The following is a 25,258-nucleotide window of genomic DNA, read 5'->3' on the forward strand; positions in this document are numbered from 1 at the left end:
CCCCTCCATGCCTCACATTTCGACACAAGGAGTCAATTACCTGCTATTCCCAAACAATCCGTTCTCCCAACGCATCTTCATCGCCAGTCTTCATGATCTCCCAGCACGTTTCACAAAATGAAGCGCCTAGCGTTGTATGCTGTTGTGGATCTGGATCGTTACAAATCGTACATTTATCTGTTGTAGGCCGCTTTGATTTACCTGTTTCTTGATCGACAAACATTTGCATACCTCCAGACATAATAAAGAGCGGTAATTTATCGCGCCTACCGCCAATGCGCCTGTCCATTCTCTTAATCTTGAGTAGTGAATGGATAAACCTTGCTCAAGATATCGGTTCAGGCTTTTTGAAGAGGGAAAACAGCACCGACAAACGCGAAACCCTCATAGTATTAAGATGTGGACAAGGATTTGCACCTTGCATGTCCCGAATCGAAGCGGATGCTACATGCCAGATGGCAAGCTAAGCATAGGAACTTACAGCTCCTTTAAGCGTCTACCTATTCCGCCACCACATCATTTACCGACTAACTAAAACCAACGACCGGGATTGAACCAGCAGCTTGCAGTTGGCGACCGCACATGTTACCCATTACACCACGTTAGTATGTTGGAGCGCGGTATGTGCCCCGTGCAAGGCCATCCTCCTACATAAAGTTTGCACACAATATATAGTGAGGTAATTTAGGAGAGTGACGAGAACATTAAACCCGCTTGTTCTACCTTTGCGGTTCCTTGTAGGAATCTTTACGCTCAATGCAACCTACCACCGTCAAACAGGCATATGATTGTGTCGGGTGTTGCTCTCTTCTTTATTCTCCATGTTATAAGAATAACCTATAAACGAGTGTGCAACTCATAGGTATTTCTTATTTTTCTCTTATTATTTTCTTTATGATTAAAAGATTAATTGTGTGCCATTAGTGATTCACGTCGTTCGAATGACTGGAGAGCATCTTCATCAGTAAACCCCGCGAGGTTACAACAGTAGATATGCTGGCCATCTTCAAGCCTTTCCTCTGTAATATCTGCCTCGAATTTATCCCGATCAGTCCAAATTTCATGATGCCAGGTTTTATACACATTAGCGCCAAGCTCTACTTGCCCGTCTACGCGGACCAAAAGACCGCTACCGTCCTCAGCCAACACCTTCTTTATTTCGTTCATCGAAATCCCTCCATATTAGAATGTATATGCAATAAAAAAAAGAAGCATCACTTGATGTGTGCTTCAAATTATATTACATTGGAGATGTGGTTGCGTACGGTCTTTTCGCTAATAAACAACTGGCCCGCAATATCCCGTGTCGTTTTATCCTGCACGAGTAGTTCGAAAACTTCTCGTTCACGATGAGTTAACAGAAATTTGCTGTTACGATCGCTGCTTTTCAAAATGCGTCACCCCTCCTTGATCGGGTTTTATGGTTTAACAAGGGTGGGATACAGTCAACACATATTATGAAAAACACTTAGCAATGGTGCGCTACATAAACAAAATGGGCTTGGGGTTTTTCTTATTTTATTTAAAAGCCATAGCCGCTTGAATCGCCTTAGTCCATCCGTTATACAGCTCATCCCTTACTTCTACTGTCATCTTAGGCTCGAAACGTTGATCTAGACTCCATGACTGGCAGATTTCATCACGATCATTCCAGTAACCGACGGCAAGACCCGCCAAATAGGCTGCTCCAAGGGATGTTGTCTCCCTAATAACTGGTCGCTCAACCGGTATGCCAAGGATATCGCTCTGGAATTTCATCAAAAATGCATTAGATACTGCGCCTCCATCCACACGCATGGTCCCTACCTTAATTCCTGAATCCTTCTCCATTGCAACCAGAATATCTTTGGTCTGATAAGCCAGTGATTCTAAGGTAGCACGAATGAAATGCTCCTTGGTCGTTCCCCGTGTCAGCCCAAAAACAGCGCCCCTGACATCACTGTCCCAATATGGACTACCTAGACCAACAAAAGCAGGAACCACATAAACCCCGTCTGTGGAATTGACCCGTAAAGCGTAGGTTTCACTATCCTTCGCATCACGGAACATCCGCAGACCATCCCGTAGCCATTGAATAGCAGAACCCGACACAAAAATACTGCCTTCTAGTACATATTCCACACCGCCGTTTAACCCCCAAGCGATAGAAGTGATTAGTCCATGCTGCGAGGAAACGGGCTTATCTCCCGTATTCATTAACATAAAGCAGCCGGTGCCATATGTTGTCTTGATCATGCCTTTTTCAAAGCAAGTTTGGCCAAACAATGCCGCCTGTTGATCTCCTGCAGCCCCAGCGATTGGCACTTCCTCACCGAAGAAATGATGTGGATCCGTTTGCCCGTATACTTCAGAAGAGGGGCGAACTTCTGGCAGCATCACTTTGGGGATATTTAGCAGTTCTAGCAAATCATCGTCCCAACGTAGTTCATGAATGTTATACATAAGAGTTCGAGATGCATTAGAATAATCACTTACGTGGAGAACCCCTCCCGATAGTTTCCAGATCAACCATGTATCAATCGTACCAAAGAGTAGTTCTCCCTTCACTGCACGATCTCTAGCTCCTTCCACATGATCCAATATCCATTTCACTTTCGTTCCTGAGAAATAAGGATCTATTAATAGCCCCGTCTTTTCACGGAACACTTCATTTAAGCCTGCGGATCTAAGCTCTTCACAAATCTCCGCCGTCTGGCGAGACTGCCAAACTATCGCATTATAGATGGGGTACCCTGTTTCTTTATCCCAAACGACGGCAGTTTCCCGTTGATTCGTTATGCCGATACCAGCGATCTGTTTCGGCTTTACTCCCGACTCCGACAAACAGGAGGCAATAACCGCTAGAATAGAACCCCATATTTCATTCGGGTTCTGCTCTACCCAACCAGGTTTGGGGAAATACTGTGGAAATTCGCGCTGCGCAGCATGAACAATATCTCCCTGTTTATTAAATAAAATAGCACGTGAACTCGTCGTTCCTTGATCCAGTGCAAGTATGTATTTCTCCATTATAGCCCTCCGTTCTTAATCATTTTATTTCTTATATTAACCTAAAAAGCAGTGACTTTTATCATAATTTATATTGACGCTTATTCAGCTTACGATTATGATTGAAAACGAAAGTGATAATCATTATCATTCCCAGGAAATAGAACTATACATAAGATTCAGACCATACCATTAAAACCATTAAAAGGGGTGTATTCAATGAAATATCGTTACGCTGTACCAGCTGCTATTCTTACAACGGCTCTATTACTGTCTGCCTGCAATTCTGAAAACAAGACTGCAAACAATAACACAAACAACACATCTATTGAAGTTAAAGATGATACTACTGAGGCAGCCCAAACCGCTGAAGCAGCCAATTCCAGTGTTCAACAAAGTGATTTCCAAGCGGCTATCGACCAATATCGTAGCTACGTGATTCAAGAATGCGATGCTTTCGTTACGCAAACGGGAAAATTCGTCGATGCTGTAAATAGTGGAGATATCGATACTGCCAAAGCATTATATGCCCCTGCTCGCATGCACTATGAACGGATTGAACCGATCGCCGAGGCTCTTGGTGATCTTGATCCCAACATTGATGCTCGGGATGGAGATGTAGAAGCGGCTGAATGGCGCGGATTTCACCGCATCGAAAAAGCACTCTGGGAAGATAAAACAACCGAAGGTCAGAAAGAATATGCCGATCGCTTACTAAGCGATGCTAAGCTGCTACGGGCCAAGGTTGAAACGGTAGAGATTGATGCTTCCTTATTGGTGACAGGAGCCGTTGAGTTGCTAAACGAAGTGTCCACTTCAAAAGTTACTGGTGAAGAAGAACGGTACTCTCATACTGATCTGTACGATTTCGCTGCCAATGTAGAAGGCGCAGCCAAAATATATGAACTACTTAAACCCCAACTAGCGGCTAATGACGCAGAACTTGATAAACAAATTGGAGAGCGCTTTGCTGCTCTTGAGAAAGAACTGGCTCCCTTTAGAGAAGGAGAAGGTTATGTTACATATGACAAACTTACAGAAGAAGACGTTCGAACGCTAAGTCAGAATTTAGATGCTTTAGCCGAACCCCTGTCCAACATGGGCAAGCTTCTAGGAGTATAACATGAGTGATTTAGGATCGATTGATGGAAACACTGAGCGTAATGATGCGAAGGCAACTTCCCCGCGAGACTCCTTGCTGGATAAAACAATTAGTCGCAGGGATATCTTAAAGCTAGCCGGGGCTGGTAGCCTCGGCTTACTACTTGGAGCCGGCGGTGTTGGTGGCATTCTTGCCGCAACAGATACACTCTCCAAGAGTACGAACAAAAGCAAAACGAATAACTTCTCAGCTAGCGACAGCGTGTCATTCTATGGTCAACATCAGGCTGGGATTATCACACCCGCCCAGAACTTCCTTTGCTTCGCTTCATTTGATCTAAAGACGACCTCCCTTGCTGAAGTAAGGAAATTATTCCAAGCATGGACCGAAGCTGCAGCTGTCATGATCACTGGTGACCTTATCGGCAATAGTAACAGTAGTCTTAACCTGCCCCCCTCCGATACCGGAGAGGCGGCAGGTCTTTCTCCTTCTAAGATGACCATTACATTTGGAGTTAGTCCTTCCTTCTTCGATGAACGTTTTGGACTGGCGAGTAAACGACCGGCCTCTTTCAAAGATCTCCCTCTATTTCGTGGAGATGCGTTGCAACCAAAGTGGTGCGGTGGGGATATTGGTATTCAAGTTTGTGCTGACGATTTACAAGTTGCCTTCCATGCGATTCGCAATCTAGCCCGAATCGCTCGCGGGACAGCCGTGCTTAGGTGGACTCAAGAAGGATTCCAGCGAAGTGGTACAGCAGATCCGTCTGGCGGAACGCCCCGCAATCTAATGGGATTTAAAGATGGAACTGGTAATCCGGATACACAAGATCCAAAAGCGATGGATGAAATCGTCTGGGTTCAGTCTGGAGATGCGCAGGATTGGATGAAAGGGGGCAGTTATATGGCCGCTCGACGTATCCGCATGCGCGTGGAAATATGGGATCGCTCGTCGCTGAGTGATCAAGAAATAACCTTTGGTCGCCATCGTGATTCTGGCGCTCCGCTAGGTTCCAAAGATGAATTCGCCCCGCTTGATTTAGAGGCAAAACATCCTTCCGGTCAACCGATTCTTCCGATGAATTCTCATTCACGTTTAGCCAATATGAGTGGGGACACCAAAATACTACGAAGAGCCTATTCTTACAGTAGCGGAATTGATACCAAAACAGGACAACTAGACGCTGGGCTGTTCTTCATCAGTTACCAAAGAGATCTTCAGAAACAGTTTGTTGCGATGCAGCAAATTTTAGCGGCTAGTGACAAACTTAATGAATATATCGTTCATGTCGGAAGCGCCGTATTTGCCTGTTTCCCTGGCACACGCCAAGGGGGGTATATCGGGGAGACACTTTTCTAAGGAAGGAAGTGCTGTATCTTGTCACGCCCCATATTTAAATTAGCTACCTGTTTACTGGCCCTTTTATTAATAGTAATGATGTTTCCAGCGCCTAAACTCTCGGCTGAAGAAAGTGATGGCTCCTTAACCAACCTCCTCCCCCTTGTAGGAGGAGCACTTGTCGAAGCAGGAGCGAAGAACTGGGAAGAGGCATCCACAGAACTACTTCAATTCGAGACCTTATGGAATGGTGTCCAAACACCCATAACTGTGGATACGGCTGAAGAAATCAAAGGACATCTAGACAAAGCTAAAGAGGCTATCGGGCTTCAGAACCAGGAGGAAGCGAATTCCTCACTATCTGCCTTGGCTAAAACGGTAAATACATATGTCGAGGCCAATACAGAAAAGGCCGAAACTCCATCAGGAAAGGATGCTGCTCAGCTATTGCAGGGCATGGCGGAGAATACACTAAGTCCTTTGGAGCAGGAGCAGATCGACGCCTCAACAGCACAGTCCCGTTACAAGGAAATTCTGAATAAGTGGCATAAAATAGAAGGACCGATCCGCAGTGGTCATTTCGGTGTTTATAGCGACGTAGAACGGCATATGAGTCTAATTCGTATCTCGCTTCAGGCTGAGCCTCCCAAAACAGATCAAGCTATTAGTGAACTGAAATCTATGCTGAGCCTACTTCAAAATTATATAGACGGTAAGCTTGATGATTCAGCTGCTTCGTCCTCACTAGAGGCGGGAGGGACGTCACTGGCCGACGCATTAATTTTATTACGCGATGCCAATCAAGCTATCCAGTTGCAGGATGTAGCCGGTGCTAGTAGCCAAATGAGTGAATTTATTACACTCTGGCCATCCGTTGAGGGCGAGGTGTCCATATCCTCTGCTACCATTTATACAGATACTGAGAATAAAATGACTGAAGCACAAAGCTACCTCGTATCCACTCCACCGGATTTGACTAAGGCACAAGAATTGATCAGTAAAATACTGAACAATTTAGAGCCTCTGGCAGAGCGTACTGCCTATTCGGCTTGGGATGCAGCCCTCATACTACTTCGTGAGGGACTAGAGGCCATCCTAGTACTGGCAGCTTTACTCGCCTTTGTAAAGCGAGCAAACAACAGAACCGCCCGTAGCTATGTTTGGGCAGGAGCGGGCACAGGGTTACTACTAAGTGGTGTACTGGCCGCCGTACTTACCTATGTGTTCTCACAATCAACCTCAGGCAGCACACGTGAACTTATTGAAGGGTTTGTCGGACTACTAGCTGTCCTAATGATGTTGACTGTAGGGCATTGGCTTCATAGCAAATCCAGTACACAGGCATGGAATAACTACCTTTCGAAACATGTCGGTGGCGCATTACAACGTGGTAGTCTTTGGTCCCTATTTGCTTTGTCTGGTCTTGCTATTATACGAGAAGGTGCAGAGACAGCCGTGTTCTACATTGGTATGGCACCATCTATTGAACCGATGCAATTCATAATTGGGATCACTGGAGCTTTATTAGCGCTCATTATCCTTGGCTTCTGCATCATCCGGTTTAGCGTCAAGCTACCGATTCGCCCATTCATGCTGACCGCAACTCTGCTTATCTACTACTTAGTTATTCGCTTCACGGGAGAAAGTATTCATTCACTACAGATATCAGGAATACTTCCTGCTCATAGCAAGTCCTGGCTTCCATCGGTAAGCTGGTTAGGTGCGTTCCCAACGTGGGAGACCACTGCTGCGCAACTAGCCCTACTGCTATTCGTTCTTGTCCGACTTTATGTCGGAAGGGAGAAAAGTAAACCTAACACCTCATCCAGTAATGCCATCCGCGGGCGCAGTTAATTTCAATTTATAATTTATAGCTGGCCTTCCGAAGGTAAAAAAATAAGGAGCTATCCCAAAAAGTAGAATTATCTACTAAAGGGATAGCTCCTTATTAAATTGCTTCAATCGATTATTCTCTCAGTATCAAAAATCATGTGATGTCACGCGACCTATCCACCTGAGCAAATTTCTCTATAGTAGAGATTAACACATCTAGTTCATTCTGCTCTACGAGAGATAAATAAGACTTTAAAACTGTTCTGGATCTGATCTTCGCCTTCTCTAATATCTTCTCACCGTCTTCTGTAGCAGACAGAATCACTGCACGCCGATCCTGTTCATCATGACGGCGATCAACATATCCACTTTGAACAAGCCGGTCGATCATCACAGTAATTGCACTCGGTTTGACTTCGAGCATCTCCGATAAATATGTAACATTACATGACTTCTCTTTGGAAATTATGGAGAGCATATGGTACTGAGGCCCCGTTAAACCAAGTTCACGATGATGCATAATCTCGGCATGCATTTTCTTGAAAGTTTTAGACCAAGCTGACATTAAGCGGTCTACATATTGATCGAGATTCGGATCCATGCTATTCCTCCTCTACGTTAGTAAGCTTAATACCAGTTTAGTATGCCTCCATCGAAAAAACAAGAAACATGTCACTTGATTTCGTATGTGGAATAAATTATTATGATGGTATCGAAATTATTTTCATAAATATTTATTTTATATTAGAAATTATTTTCTTGGGAAAATCTCATGAAAGCGGGTGAATCGTTTATGCTTACCCCTATACTTCACGCGATCTTCAGTTCTCTTGACACCTTACCACCACAGGAACGTAGGCTTGGTGAGCATATTTTAAAATCTCCATCTTCCGTTATTCATACTGGTATTACAGAATTGGCAAGCACTTGCCAAATCAGCCCCTCTACCGTTACGCGCTTCTGCAAAAGTTTTCATTTCAAAGGATTCCCGGATTTCAAAATGAAGTTAGCCAGTGAGATTGCCAATAAACCGTTAGACAACCAGTATCAGGATATTATCGCTGGCAATGATCTTCATAAGATCGTTCAAGCCATGGAGGCGAACCATCTGGCGTCAATAACGGATACCACCCGTCTTTTGGATATGAATCAACTCCAGTTAGCCGTAGAGAAACTCTGTCATGCCAAACGTATCGATTTGTATGGTGTAGCTACCTCATCCGTAATCGCTCAGGATTTCTATCAAAAGCTTATCCGTATTGGCAAGAACTGTACTGCCTTTGCTGATTCGCATATGCAGATTACCTCAGCCTCGGGGCTTGGTAATAACGATGTCGCGCTAGCCATCTCATATTCGGGAGAGACACCGGAGACAATCGATGCCCTAAAGTGTGCCAAAGACAGCGGGGCCATTACGATTTCACTAACAAAGTACGGGAATAGCACACTTGCTTCGCTAGCCGATATATCGTTATTCTCATCTTCTTTGGAAGAAGGAATGCGCAGAGGGGATATGACTTCCCGAATTGCCCAACTTCATGTCATCGATATTTTATTTACAGGAATGGTTAGTATGAATTTTAAAGATTTCATCCCCAAACTTGAAGCGTCCTATCAGAATGTTCAAACATATCGTAAAACTACTGGAGGGTCATAATATGTTAAATATTATTAAAGTAAACAATGAACAACAATTTAATGAAACCGGAGCAAGCCTCATCGCTAGCTTGTTACAGATTAACCCACGTGCAAATCTTGGTCTAGCGACGGGTAGTACACCCGTTGGAGTTTACAAAAGATTGATCGAGCTTTATAACGAAGGTCTGGTTAGCTTCAAAGACGCACAAAGCTATAACTTAGATGAGTATATCGGTCTACCTGACAACCATCCGGAGAGTTACAGACGCTTCATGAATGAGAAACTGTTCGATCACATTGATATTCAAAAGCAGAACACTCATGTCCCATCTGGTAATGCTGAGAATCTTGAACAGGCTGCTGACGACTATAACCGTCTACTGGAGGACGCGGGTCTTATCGATCTTCAGTTACTTGGCCTTGGACATAATGGACATATCGGATTTAATGAGCCTGCTGAAGAATTACAAGGACCAACACATATCGTAACCCTCGACGAGGTAACGCGTAATGCCAACGCTCGTTTCTTCAACTCCATTGATGAAGTTCCGACCCATGCTATTACGATGGGGATTGGTTCCATTCTCAAAGCAAAACAAATTTTACTGATGGCTAAAGGTGCTGACAAAGCTGAAATACTTGCTACAGCGCTTAAAGGTCCTCTGACTACTAAATGTCCGGCTTCATTCCTCCAAACTCATGCCAATGTCGTAGTACTAGTTGATCAAGCCGCTGGGAGGCTCTTATAACATGAACTCAGATCGAAATTTCACTATTGTTCACGCCGAGGTCGTTACACCAAGAGGAATTATTCATGATGGTGCGGTACAAGTAGAGAAAGGCATCATCACTTATGTTGGATCAGCGGCAGGAGCTCCATCTGACTCCGCTAATTCTTCCAAAATCATTGATGCCAAAGGGAGCTACGTGCTTCCTGGATTTATAGATGTTCACGTTCATGGAGGTATGCTCGAGGATTTCTCCGTACCTAGCCAAGAAGGTTTTGACGCAATAACCAAGCTACACTGCAGCCAAGGAACGACCTCCATGTTGGCAACATCCATGACAATGCCTAAGGAAGTCATCGACGAGATCTTAGAACAGGTTAACACCTACATTCACAATGACATGCCTTATGCACAGTTGGTTGGCGTTCATTTAGAAGGTCCATTTATTAGTCCAAAATGGCCTGGATCTCAAAATCCTGTCCACATTGTTCCACCAAATCGGGAGTGGGTTGAGGCTTGGGAGACACAGTATCCGGGTCTCATCAAACAAGTAACCTTTGCACCGGAACGCGAAGGTGCACATGAATTAATTCGCTATTTACGCAAAAAAGGAATCGTCGCAGCAGCGGGACATACCGATGCCACGTATGAAGAAATTATGGCTGCCGCTGAGGTTGGATTACATCATGCGGTTCACATGTTCAACGCGATGACACCCCTTCATCATCGTAAACCAGGCACAGCCGGTGCACTACTTAGTAACCCTGCCTTGAGTGCAGAAATCATCGCTGATGGTATTCACGTCCATAAGGCGGGGATCCAACTGCTCGCCAGTGTGAAGACGGATCACAATCTCATCCTTATCACAGACGCCATGTCCGCTGCAGGACTTGGCAACGGTGAGTATATGCTCGGCGATCTGCCTGTCGTGGTGAAAGATAATGTATGTACTCTAAAAGAAAATGAAGCAACGTTAGCCGGAAGCACGCTAACCATGATTCGTGGATTCCGTCACCTGGTTCAAGAGATCGGTCTCTCTGTAGAACGAGCTTCAGAAGCAGCAAGCTTAAATCCAGCCAAGCTGATCCGAATCGATCAGCATACCGGTTCAATTGAAACAGGTAAACAAGCCGATTTACTTCTCGTAGATCCTGATTTAAATCTCCAAGATGTTTGGGTTAAGGGACGTTTGTTCCAAAATTAATTTAAATTAGAAAAACAATGGCAGGTCAAGGATACCATCTTGACCTGCCATTGTTTGATATAAATTGAATCTAACGAGTTACACCATTAACCCCATTAACACCATTTCTTTGGGTTGGTGTTGGTGTATATCCGCTCGGTCCAGGCATTGTTCCCATACGGGAGGGGAAGATATGCTGAACTAACTCCTCGAAATCAACTACTGCTTCGTTAACCATCATCCCGCCACGTGATTTCGTCACATAACCTCCAACGCCGCTCACAAAATCAGGATGATTTGAAACATATACGTTACGGATTTTTGAATCGGCATTTTTCACCACACGAGAAACCTCATTCTTCACGTTCTGAGGCACGTTATCTACTACTGTTCCCGAATTATTCAATGTTGTTCCAGTACCTGTGCTCGTTCCATAGGTACCATATGTGCCTGTACCATATGTGCCTGTACCATATGTCCCTGTGCCGTTATATGTGCCTGTACCGTTGTAAGTCCCCGTGCCGTAATTCATACCATTATTTGTGCCGTAGTTTGTAGTTCTACCTGTATTTATTCCGCTTCTGTTATTATCACCAAATATTGCCCCCCGACCCATATCCATGAGGCTTCCAGATCTTCCGTTTATTCTACTCAGCCCATTATCTCCCGCGCCCCGTGTTCCATAATCCGCTCCGTAAGGACCGCCGACATTACTTGTACCCAAATTGGTTCCCCTGTTGGTTCCCATGCTAGTACCCATGTTATTTCTCATGCCAGTACTAAGCGTTCCTAGCTTAGAAGTCCCTGTTTGACCTGTTTGACCTGTTTGACCTGTTTGATTATGCAGTGTAAGGGCTACATAAGCATCATTATCCCTCACGATAACATGGGCAGTCTGAACGTCTGGAAGTTGAGCAACTTTGTTGCTCAAAGTTGGGCTATGCTTCATATTGTTCATTTTGTTATTCTGATAACTATTTAGACGACTCCCATGATTCAGTGAATTTGTATTATAATTCCGGGCAGTATGATTTCGTACACTCTTGGTATGCATTGCGGTGTTATCTGTTGTACCTCCGCAGCCAGTCAATCCGACCATTCCCGCGATTAATGCTGCTGACAATGATAAGCGAATCATTTTAGCTCCTCGCATGTAGTCATCCCCTTGTCGATTAATTTTATGATTAACATGTCTTAGACTGCGCTGTTGTTCAAACCAATATGCAGGTAGATTTAACCGTACCTGTTGTAATTATTTGAACCGTATTATCAAGAAAAATAATAACAAGCCGACATCCCAGTAGGGTTGTCGGCTTGTTGTTTAGTGAAGGTAAGTTCAAATCAATTACAACATATTATAGAAGTAATACCTTTTGGATTTACCCAAAGATATGGCGAAGGAGCTCATCGATTCGATTCCCGTACGTATGATCACGGTAAGTTCTTGCTAATCCTCCTAGTGCAATTTCCCTTCTTTCCTTCTCATGCGTTAAGTAATAATTCACTTTATCTAACAATTCATCCGCAGTATTAAATGTTTCAATTTCCTGACCTGGTATATAGAACGAAGCTAAGTCTTCGCGCGCATCAACCAATTGGAGTGTTCCACAGGCAGAAATTTCAAAGGTCCGTGGATTTGGAGAAACTGCCATGATACCACTATTATTTTGGTTAACCGATTCATCAAGGGGGGAGCGATGCAAGTTCAACATGATCTTTGTCCCACTGTATACTTCTGCGGTTTCATTCGGCCCCATCCATTTACCTATCTCGATCCGATCTGGATAAGACCCATACTCAGGAAGACGGTCCCACCAAATTCCATTAATGTGTAGACCTTTGTTCATAAGCTCTCCTATAATGGGCTGAAGGAAGTTAACTCTATTCCAATAGGCAGAGCCTATAAAGCTAACATCTCTTCTGATTTGTGACTGGACCAAGGTTGGTCGAAAATGTTCAGGATGGGCAGCAAATGGTAGATAGTGGACATTATTTGCACCAGCTGCCCGATACAAATCAATGCAATTACGTTCCAAGGTGAATACATAGTCGAAATGCGTTACCATCCGAACAGTTAAATCCGTGTAGTAAGGATCATCCGTGAGCCAAACTGCGGTTCTTATCCCCATAGCGCGGACCGCATCTATTTGTTCTACAGGTAACTCCATACCATCCAATACCAGAACCAAGTCGGGGTGAAGCGTAGCAGCGAGGTCTGGAAGCGATTGGCCGACTTCCGAAACAGCCAGTTCTGCGACCATGGTCCGAAGTGTAGCAATGACCGCTTCATCAATTGGTGAATATGGAAGTCCTTTACCTGAACCAGCATACAGTACTTTAATATTGCGTATCTGCCAAGGAGTTCTAGGCTGACTCATAATGGCATTAGCTCTACCACGTAAATAACCTTCATTAAATCCATCACTTAGGCCAGCGTCCCATCCTGCATGTCTGGGATCGTTAATTTCATACCCATGATAGGGGGCCTTAGTCCCTATTCTTTCTGAATTGACCATACTGTCACTCCTTGTTTTTATTTTGCTGCATATCGATTAGTGAATCAAAATCAAATCATATCCAGCAAACGACCTAACCGGTCAATATAAGTGTGATACTGATGTGTTGTCCACAGCGAACGCCAAGCTATTCTTTGCCGCTCTTCCTCATGGTTCAGATAATAATCAATCTTGCTTTGAAGCTCCGCTGCATCTTTGAATGTCTCGATGTCGTATCCCGGACGATAATACGCAGTCAGATCCTCCCGGATATCCGTAATTTGAAGCGTACCACATCCGCTGATTTCGTAAGTTCGGGGATTAATGGACCTTCCGGTTAAGTTAACTCCGTTCCGATTATCCATTCCCGCTGTGGTAGGGCGATGCATATTAATGGCGATCTTGGCGCCATTATAATAAGACACTGTTTCCTCCACAGGAATCCAACCATGTCTTATACAGCGGGATAACTTCCCACAATGCTCCAGTCGATCCCAATGTCCCCCAGCAATCAATACTTTCTTGTCCTCCAGGAACGGTGCAAGTTGCCTAAACAGTTCCACTCGGTTCCAAAATGCATTTCCGATAAAACAAACATCATAATGATATTCAGGAGCTACATGAATAGGACGAAACATCTCCTGATTTGAAGCAAGTGGTAAATAATGAACCTGGGCACACCCTATCTTCTGATAAAAATCTACACTTTCCAATTCATGGGTAAACACCGTATCGTATTGCAATGACAGCGAGGCCGTATCATCGCTAAAGTAAGGATCATCAACAAACCATACGGCTGTACGAATCCCCATCTCCTTGATTTGTCTAATCTGCTCCGCATGATCCGGGGGAAATACATGCAGTGCGTTCATGACCAGCACGAGATCAGGTCGATGATTGGTTACCTCCTGTAGCATCGATTCTGGAGAAACAACAATACAGACATTTACTAGCTTCCCGAGGGCCGCCGACACTCCCCCATCAATTCCCTCGAACCCTTGCGTCACATAAATAACACGCAGATTACGAATAGAAGGTGAGGAGTGCGAAATGCGTGACAGAACGGCCTGGCAACCACCATAACGGTACCCCTCATAGTATCCAGCCTTGTGATCATCAGCGGAGTTGATTTTCCTCTCCTTTATTTTCTTCAACGCATTCATCCCATCTGTGTGTGGATTTCCTAGGTCCATATAAATATATGCGGAGGGGGCGTGTTCATCATAGACGACTACCCCGTAGGTTCATAAATTGGCTAACGCCTTTGAAGGCTAATAACTAAGGCAAGCAAATCTATAAGCAAAAAACGAATCCCCATCCCGATTTGTACCGGATAGAGATTCGCTATTCAAATTACTTAATTAAACCATCGCTTGGTAAGCGAGCTTGTGGCCGTCTTCAAGCCCTTGATTAAAGCCCGAATTGAATCCATGCTGGTATGCTTCATTATATGCATGCTGGTATGAAGGGGCTGGATTCCCATCAAGAGGAAGAGGGGCTACCTGGGCTACCTGTTCTGGTACTTGGGAGACCTTCCGCAGTGGTCGACGATTAAGCCGCCGTCTCCTACGAAGGCGACGAAGCTTAAGAACTTTTTTCTTAAGTCTTTTACCTGTGAGCTTACGTCCCCGTTTCAGAGACAACTTCCGTCTCTTCCTAAGTGAAGTTCCTTTCGATCTTTTTATTTTCGACCGACGGCTACGCCGGACCTTAGCTTTTATCATTTCCTAACATCCTCCTGTACTCCTTGGGGCGCAATGTTTGCTTTGTAACATGATTTCGTAATCCATGGTGATGAAGGAGTTCCATAGTGAACGCGATATAGGGATATCCCGCACACACTTCGTGCCATCGCGTTTTGATATTTTGCTAGAGTCTCAATATTTAAAGCTAAATGCCGAGCTGTTTCCTTAGAATGATCCGACACGTCGGCCAAACTATTCAGAATTCGGGCCATCGCCGTTTGACTCTTAGCGATCGAATCGATCAGTTTATGTTTGGCCGCCTCCCTGTTGATTAAATCCGCACTCATTTGTCGAAATCCCCCAAATCTCCACCAAACAGACCGCCAAGTCCACCTCCATCGCTAGATTCCTCCTCTGGCGGAAGTATCGTCTTAAGGTTGCTGCACAATCCGTTTTGAAGTTTGGTTAGTCCTTCCAACACCTCTACCAATTGCTCATGCACATCGAGCGGATTTGATAACTGCTTCTCATGGTTCTCGAAGCAACCCTCATGCACATGATTCAGCATCCAGTTACGTACCTTTTCTGCTTCTACCGCTTTCGCCTCCAGGATCAAGGCCACATTCCATTGAATTTGGACTGCGGCACCTAGCATGTTCAAATACGCCTGTTCCCTGCTCATGACATCATCCCCGCTTTGGTGTGCTTATTCTTCATCCGGGCTTCTCATCTCTTTAATAACGTAACCTAAATTCTCAGCCATCGCCTCTTGAAGATCAGCTATTGCATTTAAATATGAGATTACACTCTTGTTGATACGGCCCGCATTCTCAATAATTCCGTCCGATCCATCAAAGCCAGGGGTAGAATCAGGTATGGCATTCACGATTTGCGACATACGGACAGCAACTTGCCGTTCAGCATCGATCACCCGCGCCATCTGCCCGTGGGAGTGGGACATATGAACAATGATCTCCGTAATTTTCTGCTCCACTCTGATTCCTCCTAAAAGTTTTGGGAGCGTTACACCTTCGATTGCTCAATACTTACTTCGAAAGCATTAGCTTGTGGTTTGAATTGTGCTAGAATACGGGTTCAAGGGCCAGCCTGGTGCCCGCCTGCTTCAGCATATGCCAAAACGGACAATGGCGTTACTTACAACAGAGCAAATTATAAATCTTCTGATTTCAACCGTGGGGCTGGCAGAATAGGAACACCTATTGGAAGTTTCGAACCCTCAGTTATCAAATCCCTATTCTCTCCGACTACCAGACCCCAAGACAGAATCGCATATGATGAAACAATTTCACGTCGTTTTCCTTGATCCACTTGATACATACAGCCGTCTGCCCCCCGGAATATTGCTCCTTCATAGGCAGAGGTTGGAGATATCGCTTCTTCCGAACTTCGCTGCGGTCCAGTTGGAAGTTGTAACAAGTCAATAACGGACAATCTTATTGCCCTATGCTTCTCATTTTCATTCAAAACTCCATGAGCTATCGGATATTTCACACCGTGTTCGAGCCAATAAACTCTTTCTCCTAATCCCCTAATCCAAATATGGGTAGGAAAGAAATCTAACGATTTCGTCCCTTCTGAACAATTTTGATCAGACTGTCGCTGAAGTATTTCATACACATTTCCCCATTTTTCTGTAAAAAAGTTTTCATTTTGACCATTCACCTTTTTAAATCCCTCATTGCCGAGACCTTTCATCGTAACACTTCCAAAATGATGAATAAAAGTGTCCCCTGCAATTTTCATTTTTTTACCTTGAAATCGCAGCCTTACAATCCAATCATCATCTTCAAAATTGCCGAATTCGTAGCCTTCATCGAGATACCCCACACCTTCAAAGGTACTACGAGCAAACAACAAACAAAATCCTACTAATCGGTCTGTATTCCACCATTTCCGCTCGTCAGAGGCGTTATATGTTGCCGCAAACTCATACATTCCAGCAATATCTCCGTAAGGCACATCTATCTGCTGTTCACCACTTATATAATTCGTTACCGGCCCTACAACCGCAACCTCCGGGCAATCGTTTAGGCAACGTAACATATTGCTCAACCAGCCTTCAGTGACAAGAGTATCATTGTTAAGAAGAACGATCGTACTACCTTTCGCCATCATAAGTCCGGTATTAATTGCCCTAGCGAATCCCAGATTTTGAGAATGTACCGCTAGGCGAATGGATAACCTCCGAGATCTTAGTTCTTCTGCAGTTCCATCCTCAGAACCATTATCGACCACAATGATCTCATACGGCATTGCAGTATGTGCTTCTATACTTTCAATGCACTGTAGCAGCAGTGCCTTCTGATTAAAGGTAGGGATAATAATACTTGTTCCTTCAAAAAAAGAGCCATAGGATTGTTTCCCCTTTAAGATACCGTGGGTATATCCCGCCTCATACCCCTTTTGAAAATCCGAAGCCCCACTCACCTTGCTCTTTCTTGAAGTCCCTCTCGGGATACTCTGCCTTATTTTGATTTTATTTCTTCTCATTGGCATGATTGCACCTCACAAGCGGGTCTCTAGGTTGACTTCACCGCTCTCCAGTTTATTGGCCAAATGACCGAGGTCAAACGATACTTTTCCCTGTTCCTTAGCGATTCGTGTGCAAATCAACACCGCAGCAACCCCCGCAGCAACCAGAGCAATGTCGAATTCAATACCTATAGTTTGTTCCATAACCCTTGAGACATCAGCTACTCCTTGAACTGGATGAATGATTCCAGAGATTTGGAAGCCCTGTTGCTCAAGTAACATGGACAATCCTGGTGCTTCATTCCCAATAATCAGTATCTTGCGTCCCACAAGTAACTTCGAAAGAAATCCTTCTTCATTCAATGTATAATTCACGACAGAGGAGGTCATACGGAGCTTTCGATAATCAATTCCGTAGTGTCGAAGTATGGGAAACAACAATCCTTGGTAGGATGGATGTCTGGATTCCGGTACTCCTATCAAGTCAGCTATTTGAAGTGAATTCGCCAAAGCTTCACGTGTAAGCGGGTCGGGGAGATTTATTCCTGCATAAGGCAGGAAATATCCCCAACGTACTGCTTGTTCCGTGGGAATCACTATATCATGAGCAAGAGTGAGAAGTTCCCCGTCCCCCAGACGAATAAGTGAAAGTGGTGTCCGTTGATCAAGAGCAGTTTTCATCTCATCATATACCGCTGCAGGTGGTATAAGCGGAAACAGCGTAGAAGCCACGGCTAAATATCCTGTCGCAATTAAGTCGTCCACCGTCAATTCAGGTAGAATCATCAAAGGAGGAATTAATTGTCCAACCTTTGCCTCGCCGCCTTCAAAATAACCCTGACGGTATCCCTCTTCATACGCCGCGGCAATATGTGCATCTGTCAATAAGACCTCTGACGATAGATCCTCATTCTCTATCAAATCCGATTGACTTAGACTTTCGGAAATGACTCCCTCAGATGGCATACTACGACTTGCGGGACCCTTAGCACCTTTATTCAATACTTTAGTTCGTGCCCGTTTCTTCACATATCGTTTGTTCGACCGAGCGGCAGGATGAAGACTCCGCCTCACTCGCATGGTTCTCCGAGTCTTCCGCAATCTAGAAACCTTCTTACGCCAGCCCGCCATCCTACCTCCTCCCTTCGGTTTTGCAATTACTAGGCCAATGCGACGTCCAGGTAGAGTTAACTTATGGAAGCACACCTCTCATGTGGATTCCAGCCTCTTGCAGTGAATCAAATGTACCGGCATCTCCCCACCACAATTGCAGTACGTTGTATTCTAGCATGCCACTTCGGGCGTAAAGATTGTTAACATCCGTTATTTCCAATTCTCCGCGCGCTGAACGACTGATTTCTTTTATCTTATCAAACACTGCATCGTCATACATGTAGATCCCAGTAACGGAGTATTTGGATTTTGGCTTCTTAGGTTTCTCTTCGATATACGCGATCAGCTGTGGATGTGCTGCGTCAAATACGGGAACCCCATATCTCCGTGGATCATCTACTAACTTCAATAGCACCCTAGCACTTCCAGTAGGTTGATGTTTAAATTTCTCCACAAATGGAGTTAAATCGTCTAGGAATAAATTATCGCCTAGTAGAACAACAAATTTCTCCTTATGATGAATGAATCCTGCTGCAAGCTCAAGCGCCTCGGCGATTCCTCCTGCCGTCTCTTGTACCCGATAGGTAAGATTCACACCGTATTTTTCACCACTGCCAAAAAAGTCTGTATATAATCCCGCAGATTGCTTCCCAATGATAATAAGAATGTCGGTGACTCCCGCTTGACGCAGCCGTTCTATGCCGTAACAAACCATGGGATGGCTCCCGACAGGAAGCAGATGCTTATTGATTAATCGGGTCAACGGATATAACCGTGTTCCAGTGCCCCCTGCCAAAATCACACCTTTCATAAACTAACTCCCCCCAATGTTTGCAATTTATATAAATTGTAAGGGATTCACTCCCCATTTCGCGATAAATAATTCCCGATTACGTTCCATCAAGGAGTTCCATCCATCCGGAAAATTAACTTTGAAGCTCGCGCTTCCAGCGTGGTATACAAGGGTATCCCCTGAAATCAGCAACCGATATCCCTGTTGTCTAGCTCTGTAACAATAATCATCATCTTCATAATGACCTGGTGAGAATCGCTCATCCAACATGCCAATACTACCTAGCAGACTCCTCTTAAAAAGGAAACACATCCCTACAATACGCTGTACATCTTGCCATTTGACTGGGTCAGAGACATTATATCGCTCTGCCACCTCGACAAACCCTTCCATCCCAATCCATGTAACTTCCACTTGCTGCCTACCGCTGATATAATTCGTTACGGGTCCAACGATACCTACATCATCAGCACTATCTAAGGCCAGAAGCATATTCGATAACCACCTAGGAGAGACAATAACGTCATTATTCAGCAGTAGCAACTGATCCCCCGAAGCGATCGCAAGACCTTTATTGCACGCGATCGGAAAACCAGTGTTTCGGGGGAGTGACACCAGGATGAGTCCCTCCCTTAGACAATACTCCGCTGTCCCATCACTCGATCCATTATCCACTATGATAATTTCAATCGGTTCTAATGTGTGATGGCGAATCGCCTCAATGCAAGTTGTAAGCAGATGAAGACCGTTATATGACGGAATGATGATGCTAGTCAGTCCAAATTGTCTCATCTTGCGTTCCTCACTTTCGCAAGTTCGCTCCGAGAGTATGTCACAAATCGCAATCGGTTACCTTCTGATTTCATAACCTCGGTAAATGCCTCCACATGATCCCCGATGATCAAACCTGCAACAGAGTTACCCTCTCCTGTATTTCCACTGCGAATACGATTATTTCGCACTACATTGACCGAGTAAGGTGCGCTTACCTTAAGTCCGCGTACTAGTGCAAGTGCCTGCGCCTTGGGCGGTACAATGAGAGCCTCCGTTCCAAGTGTTTCGATCGCCTTCCGGGATAAGGCATGCGGTACAGCTGTCAGGGAATTCGCTCCCAGGTCAGACCTACCCAGCGCCTGATTCAAGAATGTCTTACAACGTGTAACATCATCCTGACCAGAGAAAGTTGGTAGATACGGAGTAAGATTATTCAACGCAATATCTACCCCCAAATCTACTGCGATGAGAAAGGCTGCAAGCTCTTCAGCTGGCAGAGACATATCCCCGTCGCAAAACAAAACGATATCACCTGAAGATAATGCGCTCCCGAGTGCCCTCGAAACATCGTGACCTAGCCGCTCAGGGATATGGACTAGGATCATGCGGGGATCCCTCACTATCGCAGCAAAGCTGCCGTCTGTACAGCCATTAAGTACTACAATAATCTCTTTCAGCGGCAGTTTGCAGAGCTCGGATAACACAGCTGGTAGCGTCTGTTCCTCATTACAGATGGATACAACGACCGATGCCTTCCCCTGCAGGGGGAGCGCAATTCCGATATCAGAAATTCTTGAAGCTAGCGCATATCCACGGCGATAAGCCAGAGAAAGGCTCAATACTCTAGAAACAGAGGCATCCCCAGAATTATGATCACCATACCAAGCGTTAAGCGACTCTTGCATATTCTCCAAGGATAAATGACTACTTTCCTTATCAGAAGCAGCGATAAAGCCAGCCTTAATCGCTCTTTGCTCCATCCACCACAACTTGTCAATTGGAGCAGATCTGCGGACCGTAGAACGAAGAAGCCGATTCTTTCCCTTCTTCACTTTGCGACGATTATTTGGTCTCCACCGAGCCTTTCTGCCCGTTCGTGAAGACTTCACAGTAATTTTTCTAATCCTCCTCATCCCCTCACTCTATCGCGTTTGCGACCAAGATCTCCGAATCCTCCTCGCTGTCCATGTTCCTTGACCAGCCAATGAAGGGCTTCTAAGTGATCTCCAGCGACAAGCGTAGCAAGTGGATCCTGCTTCCCCTTACCAACTCTCTGCCGAACTGGATTCAGTTTACCCACGGGAACTGTATGAACGACTTGCACATTCAGTCCCCTACTCACTGCCATAGCGTAAGCCAAAGGGGGAATCTCTAACGCTTTAGAACCGATGATCTCAAAACCACGGCGGCTTAACGCATGGGGAACAGCGGTCATTGAGGCACCTTTCAGATTAGAACGAGATAAAAAAACATTTAATACATGCTTAGCCAGAACGACTGGGTGAGTCTTTTGCTTCTCCACGGGCCCTGAATACCCATTTAGAGCCACATCAACCCCAGATATTATCGTATTCACAAACGGACGTAATTCTTTTGCGGGAATAACCATGTCTCCATCAATAAATAGCAGTACTTCTCCTTTGGATATTTCCGCACCAAAACGCCGGCCAACATCATGACCAAGTGGCTCAGTAAAGGAAATCACCCTAGCTCCCCACTTCGCAGCAAGCTCCGCCGTTCCATCCGTCGAACCGTTGGCTACTACAATAATCTCGCTACAAGGATGTACCTGGCTCGCTTGATATAGGACGGCCGGAAGCGTAGCCCTTTCGTTCATGGCTGGAATAATTATGGAGACCAGAGGATTAGGATGATTGGACAAACGCCGTATCCGCGGCTTTTGAAGTAAGGTTCTCCGGCTAAGACGTCTCCGTGATTTGCGCTTTCTGATCATGCCTTCACCTCCCAGATATCCATATGTGCCGGAGCATATACCACAGTGTATGCCGCTTTCAAGGCATTGTAACGGCAAACGTACATACTCACTAGACCGTTGAATAACAAACCCTGGCAACATAAAAAAAGCTTGCAGAATGATTCTCTTTCCGCAAGCTTTTTTTCAGGTACTAATTAACCACACGAACCTTATTCTAATCTACCTACATCTGTTATCAGTCGAGATCATATATGGAGCCTACCTTCAAGCCGTAGAGCTCGTTATACACTTTCTCTGCATAAGCATCCGTCATTCCAGCGATATAGTCGACAACCATATGCTCCCATGTCCACATCGGTCTTTCACTTCGTTGATCTTGCTCAAACCGCATCAACCAATCGCTCGGAATAATCGATCTTGAAGAATCTGAATCAATAAATGCATCCCACAGACGTTTAATTATCCAAGCACTTCGCTTCTGTAATCGCTGCACCCTTAAATCAGAAATCATAGTCACCCACGCAAAACTTTTCAATACGCTAACGGTACGAAGCATATCCTCGTTCTCCTGACCTTCCGACACGAAGGTCACCTTCTTCCAATCACCATCACTAACAACTCCAAGATGGTTAACAAATAGGCTAACCCAGTAGGCTTTAACTTCACGTCTTGTCCGGGAAATATCATTGCCACATGTCGGCAACTTGGCCTTCCAGACTTGCAGGAATGAAGATAACACTTCCCGTACTTTAATACCTATGGCTTCCTCCTGCCAACCCTCCCAGACTGCGTCCTCCAATGTCTTAATTTTCTCAACAATCAATCGGCAAATATAAGGATCCTCCATAAAATGTTCATGAACCTCAATCTTTCCAGCCTTAATGCCATCCTCCAGATCATGAGAGGAATAGGCGATATCATCGCATAGATCCATTAGTTGAGCTTCTAGAGTCTTCTTACCCTCTGGGATTCCCCATATTTGACGAATTTGCGATATATATTCCCATTCACGTAAATATACACCTTTCTTATTCAGCGTACCGGGAAATGGATATTTATTTGTTCCTAATAAGACCGCATCAGACAAGTTAAGCCCATCGATATTTTCCCGTTTCTCTAGGAACATAATCAACCGAAAGTTATGGGCGTTACCTTCAAAATGTTCATATTGACGCTGTATATTCTCTCGGATCGCCTGTGCCTCTTCGAGTGAATGCTGCCGCCCATCTCCTAAAGCCTTCGCTATCTTGTCTTGAATCACTCGCTCAAGAATTCCTTGTAGCACCTCTTCACCTTTATGACCAAACGGTGGATGACCGAAATCATGACAAATTGCAGCGCACTCGACCACCTCAGGATCAATAATCAGCCCCGGATGGAGCGCTTGTCCTGTCTCTATCTCTGGATAAGAACGGAGTAAGCTCCTCGCCGCTTCTCTGGCGATCTGTGCCACCTCCAGCGAATGCGTTAACCGCGTCCGGTAATAGTCTCCTGTTCCTGCCCCAAATATTTGAGACTTGCCTTGTAGGCGCCGGAAGGTAGGAGAATGGATGAGCCGCGAATAATCGCGTTCATAAGTAGCCCGCGCGGTCTCTTGTCCGATATTGTCGGGATGTTGACGATGCTGTCTCAATGCACTTATGTTCATAAACCGCACCCTCTCTATCATCTGAAATATTCCTTTATCTTAAAATATACATCTTCATCTGTGAATTCAAGTCATTTGTTAATACATAAGAACCTGTACTTCAATTACTAGGGTTTCTCTTCATTATAGACACCCATCGATCTGACGTATGCTCCCAACGAAACCGAATACGGGCTAACTCTCTCCCCGCTCTCCCCATACTTCTGCGCTCTTCCTCACTTTCCAGCAGACGCAGGATACTATCCCCAAGACCGGGATCCAGCTTTTCTGGTGATAACAGCACACCCGTAACACCATCCATCACAATCTCAGGAATACCACCTACCCCCGTTGCCACGACGGGAACTGCGGAAGCCATCGCCTCTACATTGACCAAACCGAAGGCTTCCTCACCTCCAGAGGGTACAACCAATATATCAGCTAGATTATACCAGTCTGCCACTCTTGGATATGGCACATACGGAAGAAAGACAACACGATCCTTGTACGGCTCTGCTAACACTTTCAACTTCCGTACATAGTCACTCTCCCGATTCACTCCATAAAATGCACTCCCCACAATGACCAACATAGCATCCTTTTCTTTCTCTAGAACAGTAGGAAATACCTCTAATAGATGATGTACACCCTTGGATGGAAGCAGACGACCAATGAATAGGACAATCTTCCGGTTGTTCCAACCAAAGTCGGCAAGTCGCGCCTCACGTAGTAATTCTCCAGATAACGACCACCGTGGTACAAAGTCCTCTAAACTAACACCTAAAGGATTTACCGATATCGGCGTTGTTAAAGAAGGAAACCTTCGCATAATCTCATCTTTTAAATATTTACTATTTACGATCAGACCATCCACGCTTTCCAACATAGGAAGTGTCCGAGATCCCGGTTGGCTAGATGAGGAAATGAATGTAGTAGAATGCAACGTCAAGAACACACGAGCTAATGGAAGTCGTGCTTTTAATTGATAAGCAAGCTGCGGACGATTATGCACATCTACCGTATCTGGAAGCCATTTACGTAGATGACGCAAAATAGAATCAACATACCGACGACCTCCTGTTAATCGATAACAAGGTACGTTGCCAAGTAATCCATAGGCCGGAAGATGTCCATCTGCCAGACCATAAATCCTGATCTGTAATTGTTCAGCCGCTAGTGGAACTATCTTCTCTATTACCCGTTCGACTGAGCTGCTACGCCCTGATGGTATAACAAACGACCCTGGAGTAATTACCGCAACCTTTTGCCTTTCTCCCATAAGACACCCCTCCCTCAACAAACAATTACCTTACTACGCTATACGATCTCTTGAATCCGACATTCATAGTTATTCTCAAATATACGAAGTTAGCCCGGGAAATGTGACTGAATCAAAACCTCCAGTAATGCTGAGTACACTAATAAGGGTCAATATTCCAAAACAGGCTGCTGACGCATAGCAGTCGTCCACTCCATTTTTCGCGGACGAACATAAATTGAACCAAGACATAAGACGCCAAATCAGAAGGAGG

Annotated in this window: 25 protein-coding genes and 1 pseudogene; 6 read left to right on the forward strand and 20 right to left on the reverse strand. The window is 44.9% G+C overall.

From position 1 onward, the window contains the following. Positions 1-43: 43 nt before the first annotated feature. The 4 genes and pseudogenes from EJP82_RS01365 to glpK form a co-directional block, all read right to left on the reverse strand. Positions 44-223 carry a hypothetical protein gene (locus EJP82_RS01365; protein ID WP_127190213.1) on the reverse strand — a complete coding sequence of 60 codons (180 nt, stop codon included), beginning with the start codon at positions 221-223 and terminating at the stop codon, positions 44-46. Positions 224-906: 683 nt separating this feature from the next. Then, entirely contained in the window at positions 907-1,167 is a 261-nt protein-coding gene (locus EJP82_RS01370; protein ID WP_127190214.1) for a hypothetical protein, read from the reverse strand. Positions 1,168-1,238: 71 nt separating this feature from the next. After that, positions 1,239-1,391, reverse strand: a pseudogene (locus tag EJP82_RS01375) (LuxR C-terminal-related transcriptional regulator); the annotation flags it as partial. A 127-nt stretch (positions 1,392-1,518) separates the two neighbouring features. Further along, complete coding sequence (gene glpK / locus EJP82_RS01380) at positions 1,519-3,009, reverse strand: glycerol kinase GlpK (protein ID WP_127190215.1); 1,491 nt, start codon at positions 3,007-3,009, stop codon at positions 1,519-1,521. Between the two features lie 198 nt (positions 3,010-3,207). Between glpK and efeO the strand changes: the two genes are divergently transcribed. From efeO to EJP82_RS01395, 3 genes are read left to right on the forward strand one after another with little or no spacing between them, the layout of a single operon-like run. Beyond that, positions 3,208-4,110 carry an iron uptake system protein EfeO gene (gene efeO, locus EJP82_RS01385; protein WP_127190216.1) on the forward strand — a complete coding sequence of 301 codons (903 nt, stop codon included), beginning with the start codon at positions 3,208-3,210 and terminating at the stop codon, positions 4,108-4,110. Between the two features lies 1 nt (position 4,111). Further along, complete coding sequence (efeB, locus tag EJP82_RS01390) at positions 4,112-5,449, forward strand: iron uptake transporter deferrochelatase/peroxidase subunit (RefSeq protein ID WP_127190217.1); 1,338 nt, start codon at positions 4,112-4,114, stop codon at positions 5,447-5,449. Positions 5,450-5,467: 18 nt separating this feature from the next. Continuing rightward, positions 5,468-7,282 carry an FTR1 family protein gene (locus EJP82_RS01395; RefSeq protein WP_246053939.1) on the forward strand — a complete coding sequence of 605 codons (1,815 nt, stop codon included), beginning with the start codon at positions 5,468-5,470 and terminating at the stop codon, positions 7,280-7,282. 133 nt (positions 7,283-7,415) lie between these two features. Here the strand turns inward: EJP82_RS01395 and EJP82_RS01400 are convergent, their stop codons facing one another. After that, positions 7,416-7,862 (reverse strand): MarR family winged helix-turn-helix transcriptional regulator, encoded by a 447-nt coding sequence (locus EJP82_RS01400; protein ID WP_127190218.1) that lies wholly within the window; start codon positions 7,860-7,862, stop codon positions 7,416-7,418. 192 nt (positions 7,863-8,054) lie between these two features. Here EJP82_RS01400 and EJP82_RS01405 point away from each other — a divergent pair, with 192 nt between their 5' ends. Genes EJP82_RS01405 through nagA form a run of 3 tightly spaced genes read left to right on the forward strand, consistent with a single transcriptional unit; the run spans position 8,055 to position 10,831 of the window. Then, complete coding sequence (locus tag EJP82_RS01405) at positions 8,055-8,918, forward strand: MurR/RpiR family transcriptional regulator (protein ID WP_127190219.1); 864 nt, start codon at positions 8,055-8,057, stop codon at positions 8,916-8,918. Position 8,919: 1 nt separating this feature from the next. Continuing rightward, entirely contained in the window at positions 8,920-9,648 is a 729-nt protein-coding gene (gene nagB, locus EJP82_RS01410) for a glucosamine-6-phosphate deaminase (protein WP_127190220.1), read from the forward strand. 1 nt (position 9,649) lies between these two features. Next, positions 9,650-10,831 carry an N-acetylglucosamine-6-phosphate deacetylase gene (gene nagA / locus EJP82_RS01415; protein ID WP_127190221.1) on the forward strand — a complete coding sequence of 394 codons (1,182 nt, stop codon included), beginning with the start codon at positions 9,650-9,652 and terminating at the stop codon, positions 10,829-10,831. Positions 10,832-10,901: 70 nt separating this feature from the next. On the opposite strand, the gene EJP82_RS27880 is transcribed toward nagA, so the two are convergent. The 15 genes from EJP82_RS27880 to EJP82_RS01490 all read right to left on the reverse strand — a co-directional run bounded on the left by EJP82_RS27880 (position 10,902) and on the right by EJP82_RS01490 (position 25,005). Further along, positions 10,902-11,963, reverse strand: coding sequence for a YhcN/YlaJ family sporulation lipoprotein (locus EJP82_RS27880; protein WP_170220104.1), 1,062 nt, complete (start codon positions 11,961-11,963; stop codon positions 10,902-10,904). 226 nt (positions 11,964-12,189) lie between these two features. Continuing rightward, on the reverse strand, positions 12,190-13,326 hold the full coding sequence (locus EJP82_RS01425; protein ID WP_127190222.1) for a CgeB family protein: 1,137 nt from the start codon (positions 13,324-13,326) through the stop codon (positions 12,190-12,192). A gap of 50 nt (positions 13,327-13,376) precedes the next feature. Next, positions 13,377-14,468 carry a CgeB family protein gene (locus EJP82_RS01430; protein WP_127190223.1) on the reverse strand — a complete coding sequence of 364 codons (1,092 nt, stop codon included), beginning with the start codon at positions 14,466-14,468 and terminating at the stop codon, positions 13,377-13,379. Between the two features lie 198 nt (positions 14,469-14,666). Continuing rightward, complete coding sequence (locus EJP82_RS01435) at positions 14,667-15,029, reverse strand: hypothetical protein (protein WP_127190224.1); 363 nt, start codon at positions 15,027-15,029, stop codon at positions 14,667-14,669. Next, positions 15,026-15,337, reverse strand: a complete 312-nt coding sequence (locus EJP82_RS01440) for a hypothetical protein (protein WP_127190225.1) — start codon at positions 15,335-15,337, stop codon at positions 15,026-15,028. Before EJP82_RS01440 ends, EJP82_RS01435 begins: the two co-directional genes overlap by 4 nt. Then, the gene (locus EJP82_RS01445) at positions 15,334-15,672 is read right to left on the reverse strand and encodes an alpha-helical endospore appendage domain-containing protein (protein WP_127190226.1); all 339 of its coding nucleotides are present in this window, start codon (positions 15,670-15,672) and stop codon (positions 15,334-15,336) included. The genes EJP82_RS01440 and EJP82_RS01445 overlap by 4 nt, the downstream gene beginning before the upstream one ends. 24 nt (positions 15,673-15,696) lie before the next feature. Further along, positions 15,697-15,984, reverse strand: coding sequence for a nucleoside-diphosphate sugar epimerase (locus EJP82_RS01450; protein ID WP_127190227.1), 288 nt, complete (start codon positions 15,982-15,984; stop codon positions 15,697-15,699). A gap of 176 nt (positions 15,985-16,160) precedes the next feature. Continuing rightward, positions 16,161-17,507, reverse strand: coding sequence for a glycosyltransferase family 2 protein (locus EJP82_RS01455; protein WP_246053940.1), 1,347 nt, complete (start codon positions 17,505-17,507; stop codon positions 16,161-16,163). Positions 17,508-17,516: 9 nt separating this feature from the next. After that, positions 17,517-18,614, reverse strand: coding sequence for a GT-D fold domain-containing protein (locus EJP82_RS01460; protein ID WP_246053941.1), 1,098 nt, complete (start codon positions 18,612-18,614; stop codon positions 17,517-17,519). 61 nt (positions 18,615-18,675) lie between these two features. Continuing rightward, complete coding sequence (locus EJP82_RS01465) at positions 18,676-19,407, reverse strand: sugar phosphate nucleotidyltransferase (protein WP_127190228.1); 732 nt, start codon at positions 19,405-19,407, stop codon at positions 18,676-18,678. Between the two features lie 27 nt (positions 19,408-19,434). Further along, a complete protein-coding gene (locus EJP82_RS01470; RefSeq protein WP_127190229.1) occupies positions 19,435-20,181 on the reverse strand; it encodes a glycosyltransferase family 2 protein in 747 nt (248 codons plus the stop codon). Then, complete coding sequence (locus EJP82_RS01475) at positions 20,178-21,296, reverse strand: glycosyltransferase family 2 protein (protein ID WP_246053942.1); 1,119 nt, start codon at positions 21,294-21,296, stop codon at positions 20,178-20,180. Before EJP82_RS01475 ends, EJP82_RS01470 begins: the two co-directional genes overlap by 4 nt. Further along, positions 21,293-22,117 carry a glycosyltransferase family 2 protein gene (locus tag EJP82_RS01480; RefSeq protein ID WP_127190230.1) on the reverse strand — a complete coding sequence of 275 codons (825 nt, stop codon included), beginning with the start codon at positions 22,115-22,117 and terminating at the stop codon, positions 21,293-21,295. Before EJP82_RS01480 ends, EJP82_RS01475 begins: the two co-directional genes overlap by 4 nt. 217 nt (positions 22,118-22,334) lie before the next feature. Further along, positions 22,335-23,747: a deoxyguanosinetriphosphate triphosphohydrolase family protein gene (locus tag EJP82_RS01485; protein ID WP_127190231.1), complete on the reverse strand. Its 1,413-nt coding sequence runs from the start codon at positions 23,745-23,747 to the stop codon at positions 22,335-22,337. Positions 23,748-23,847: 100 nt separating this feature from the next. Continuing rightward, positions 23,848-25,005 (reverse strand): glycosyltransferase family 4 protein, encoded by a 1,158-nt coding sequence (locus tag EJP82_RS01490; RefSeq protein WP_127190232.1) that lies wholly within the window; start codon positions 25,003-25,005, stop codon positions 23,848-23,850. Positions 25,006-25,258: the final 253 nt, after the last annotated feature.

This window comes from Paenibacillus anaericanus (assembly GCF_003994475.1).
Taxonomy (GTDB): domain Bacteria; phylum Bacillota; class Bacilli; order Paenibacillales; family Paenibacillaceae; genus Fontibacillus; species Fontibacillus anaericanus.

Excerpts from the sequence above, each read along its gene's own strand:
- EJP82_RS01365 (WP_127190213.1), bottom strand. The coding sequence starts at position 223 with ATGTTTGTCGATCAAGAAACAGGTAAATCAAAGCGGCCTACAACAGAT.
- EJP82_RS01460 (WP_246053941.1), bottom strand. The coding sequence starts at position 18,614 with ATGGCGGGCTGGCGTAAGAAGGTTTCTAGATTGCGGAAGACTCGGAGA.
- EJP82_RS01435 (WP_127190224.1), bottom strand. The coding sequence starts at position 15,029 with ATGATAAAAGCTAAGGTCCGGCGTAGCCGTCGGTCGAAAATAAAAAGA.
- glpK (WP_127190215.1), bottom strand. The coding sequence starts at position 3,009 with ATGGAGAAATACATACTTGCACTGGATCAAGGAACGACGAGTTCACGT.
- nagA (WP_127190221.1), top strand. The coding sequence starts at position 9,650 with ATGAACTCAGATCGAAATTTCACTATTGTTCACGCCGAGGTCGTTACA.
- EJP82_RS01485 (WP_127190231.1), bottom strand. The coding sequence starts at position 23,747 with ATGAACATAAGTGCATTGAGACAGCATCGTCAACATCCCGACAATATC.
- EJP82_RS01370 (WP_127190214.1), bottom strand. The coding sequence starts at position 1,167 with ATGAACGAAATAAAGAAGGTGTTGGCTGAGGACGGTAGCGGTCTTTTG.
- EJP82_RS01475 (WP_246053942.1), bottom strand. The coding sequence starts at position 21,296 with ATGAGGAGGATTAGAAAAATTACTGTGAAGTCTTCACGAACGGGCAGA.
- EJP82_RS01425 (WP_127190222.1), bottom strand. The coding sequence starts at position 13,326 with ATGGTCAATTCAGAAAGAATAGGGACTAAGGCCCCCTATCATGGGTAT.
- EJP82_RS27880 (WP_170220104.1), bottom strand. The coding sequence starts at position 11,963 with ATGCGAGGAGCTAAAATGATTCGCTTATCATTGTCAGCAGCATTAATC.
- EJP82_RS01480 (WP_127190230.1), bottom strand. The coding sequence starts at position 22,117 with ATGATCAGAAAGCGCAAATCACGGAGACGTCTTAGCCGGAGAACCTTA.
- EJP82_RS01470 (WP_127190229.1), bottom strand. The coding sequence starts at position 20,181 with ATGAGACAATTTGGACTGACTAGCATCATCATTCCGTCATATAACGGT.
- EJP82_RS01490 (WP_127190232.1), bottom strand. The coding sequence starts at position 25,005 with ATGGGAGAAAGGCAAAAGGTTGCGGTAATTACTCCAGGGTCGTTTGTT.
- nagB (WP_127190220.1), top strand. The coding sequence starts at position 8,920 with ATGTTAAATATTATTAAAGTAAACAATGAACAACAATTTAATGAAACC.
- EJP82_RS01465 (WP_127190228.1), bottom strand. The coding sequence starts at position 19,407 with ATGAAAGGTGTGATTTTGGCAGGGGGCACTGGAACACGGTTATATCCG.
- efeO (WP_127190216.1), top strand. The coding sequence starts at position 3,208 with ATGAAATATCGTTACGCTGTACCAGCTGCTATTCTTACAACGGCTCTA.
- EJP82_RS01400 (WP_127190218.1), bottom strand. The coding sequence starts at position 7,862 with ATGGATCCGAATCTCGATCAATATGTAGACCGCTTAATGTCAGCTTGG.
- EJP82_RS01430 (WP_127190223.1), bottom strand. The coding sequence starts at position 14,468 with ATGAATGCGTTGAAGAAAATAAAGGAGAGGAAAATCAACTCCGCTGAT.
- efeB (WP_127190217.1), top strand. The coding sequence starts at position 4,112 with ATGAGTGATTTAGGATCGATTGATGGAAACACTGAGCGTAATGATGCG.
- EJP82_RS01405 (WP_127190219.1), top strand. The coding sequence starts at position 8,055 with ATGCTTACCCCTATACTTCACGCGATCTTCAGTTCTCTTGACACCTTA.
- EJP82_RS01455 (WP_246053940.1), bottom strand. The coding sequence starts at position 17,507 with ATGCCAATGAGAAGAAATAAAATCAAAATAAGGCAGAGTATCCCGAGA.
- EJP82_RS01445 (WP_127190226.1), bottom strand. The coding sequence starts at position 15,672 with ATGAGCAGGGAACAGGCGTATTTGAACATGCTAGGTGCCGCAGTCCAA.
- EJP82_RS01440 (WP_127190225.1), bottom strand. The coding sequence starts at position 15,337 with ATGAGTGCGGATTTAATCAACAGGGAGGCGGCCAAACATAAACTGATC.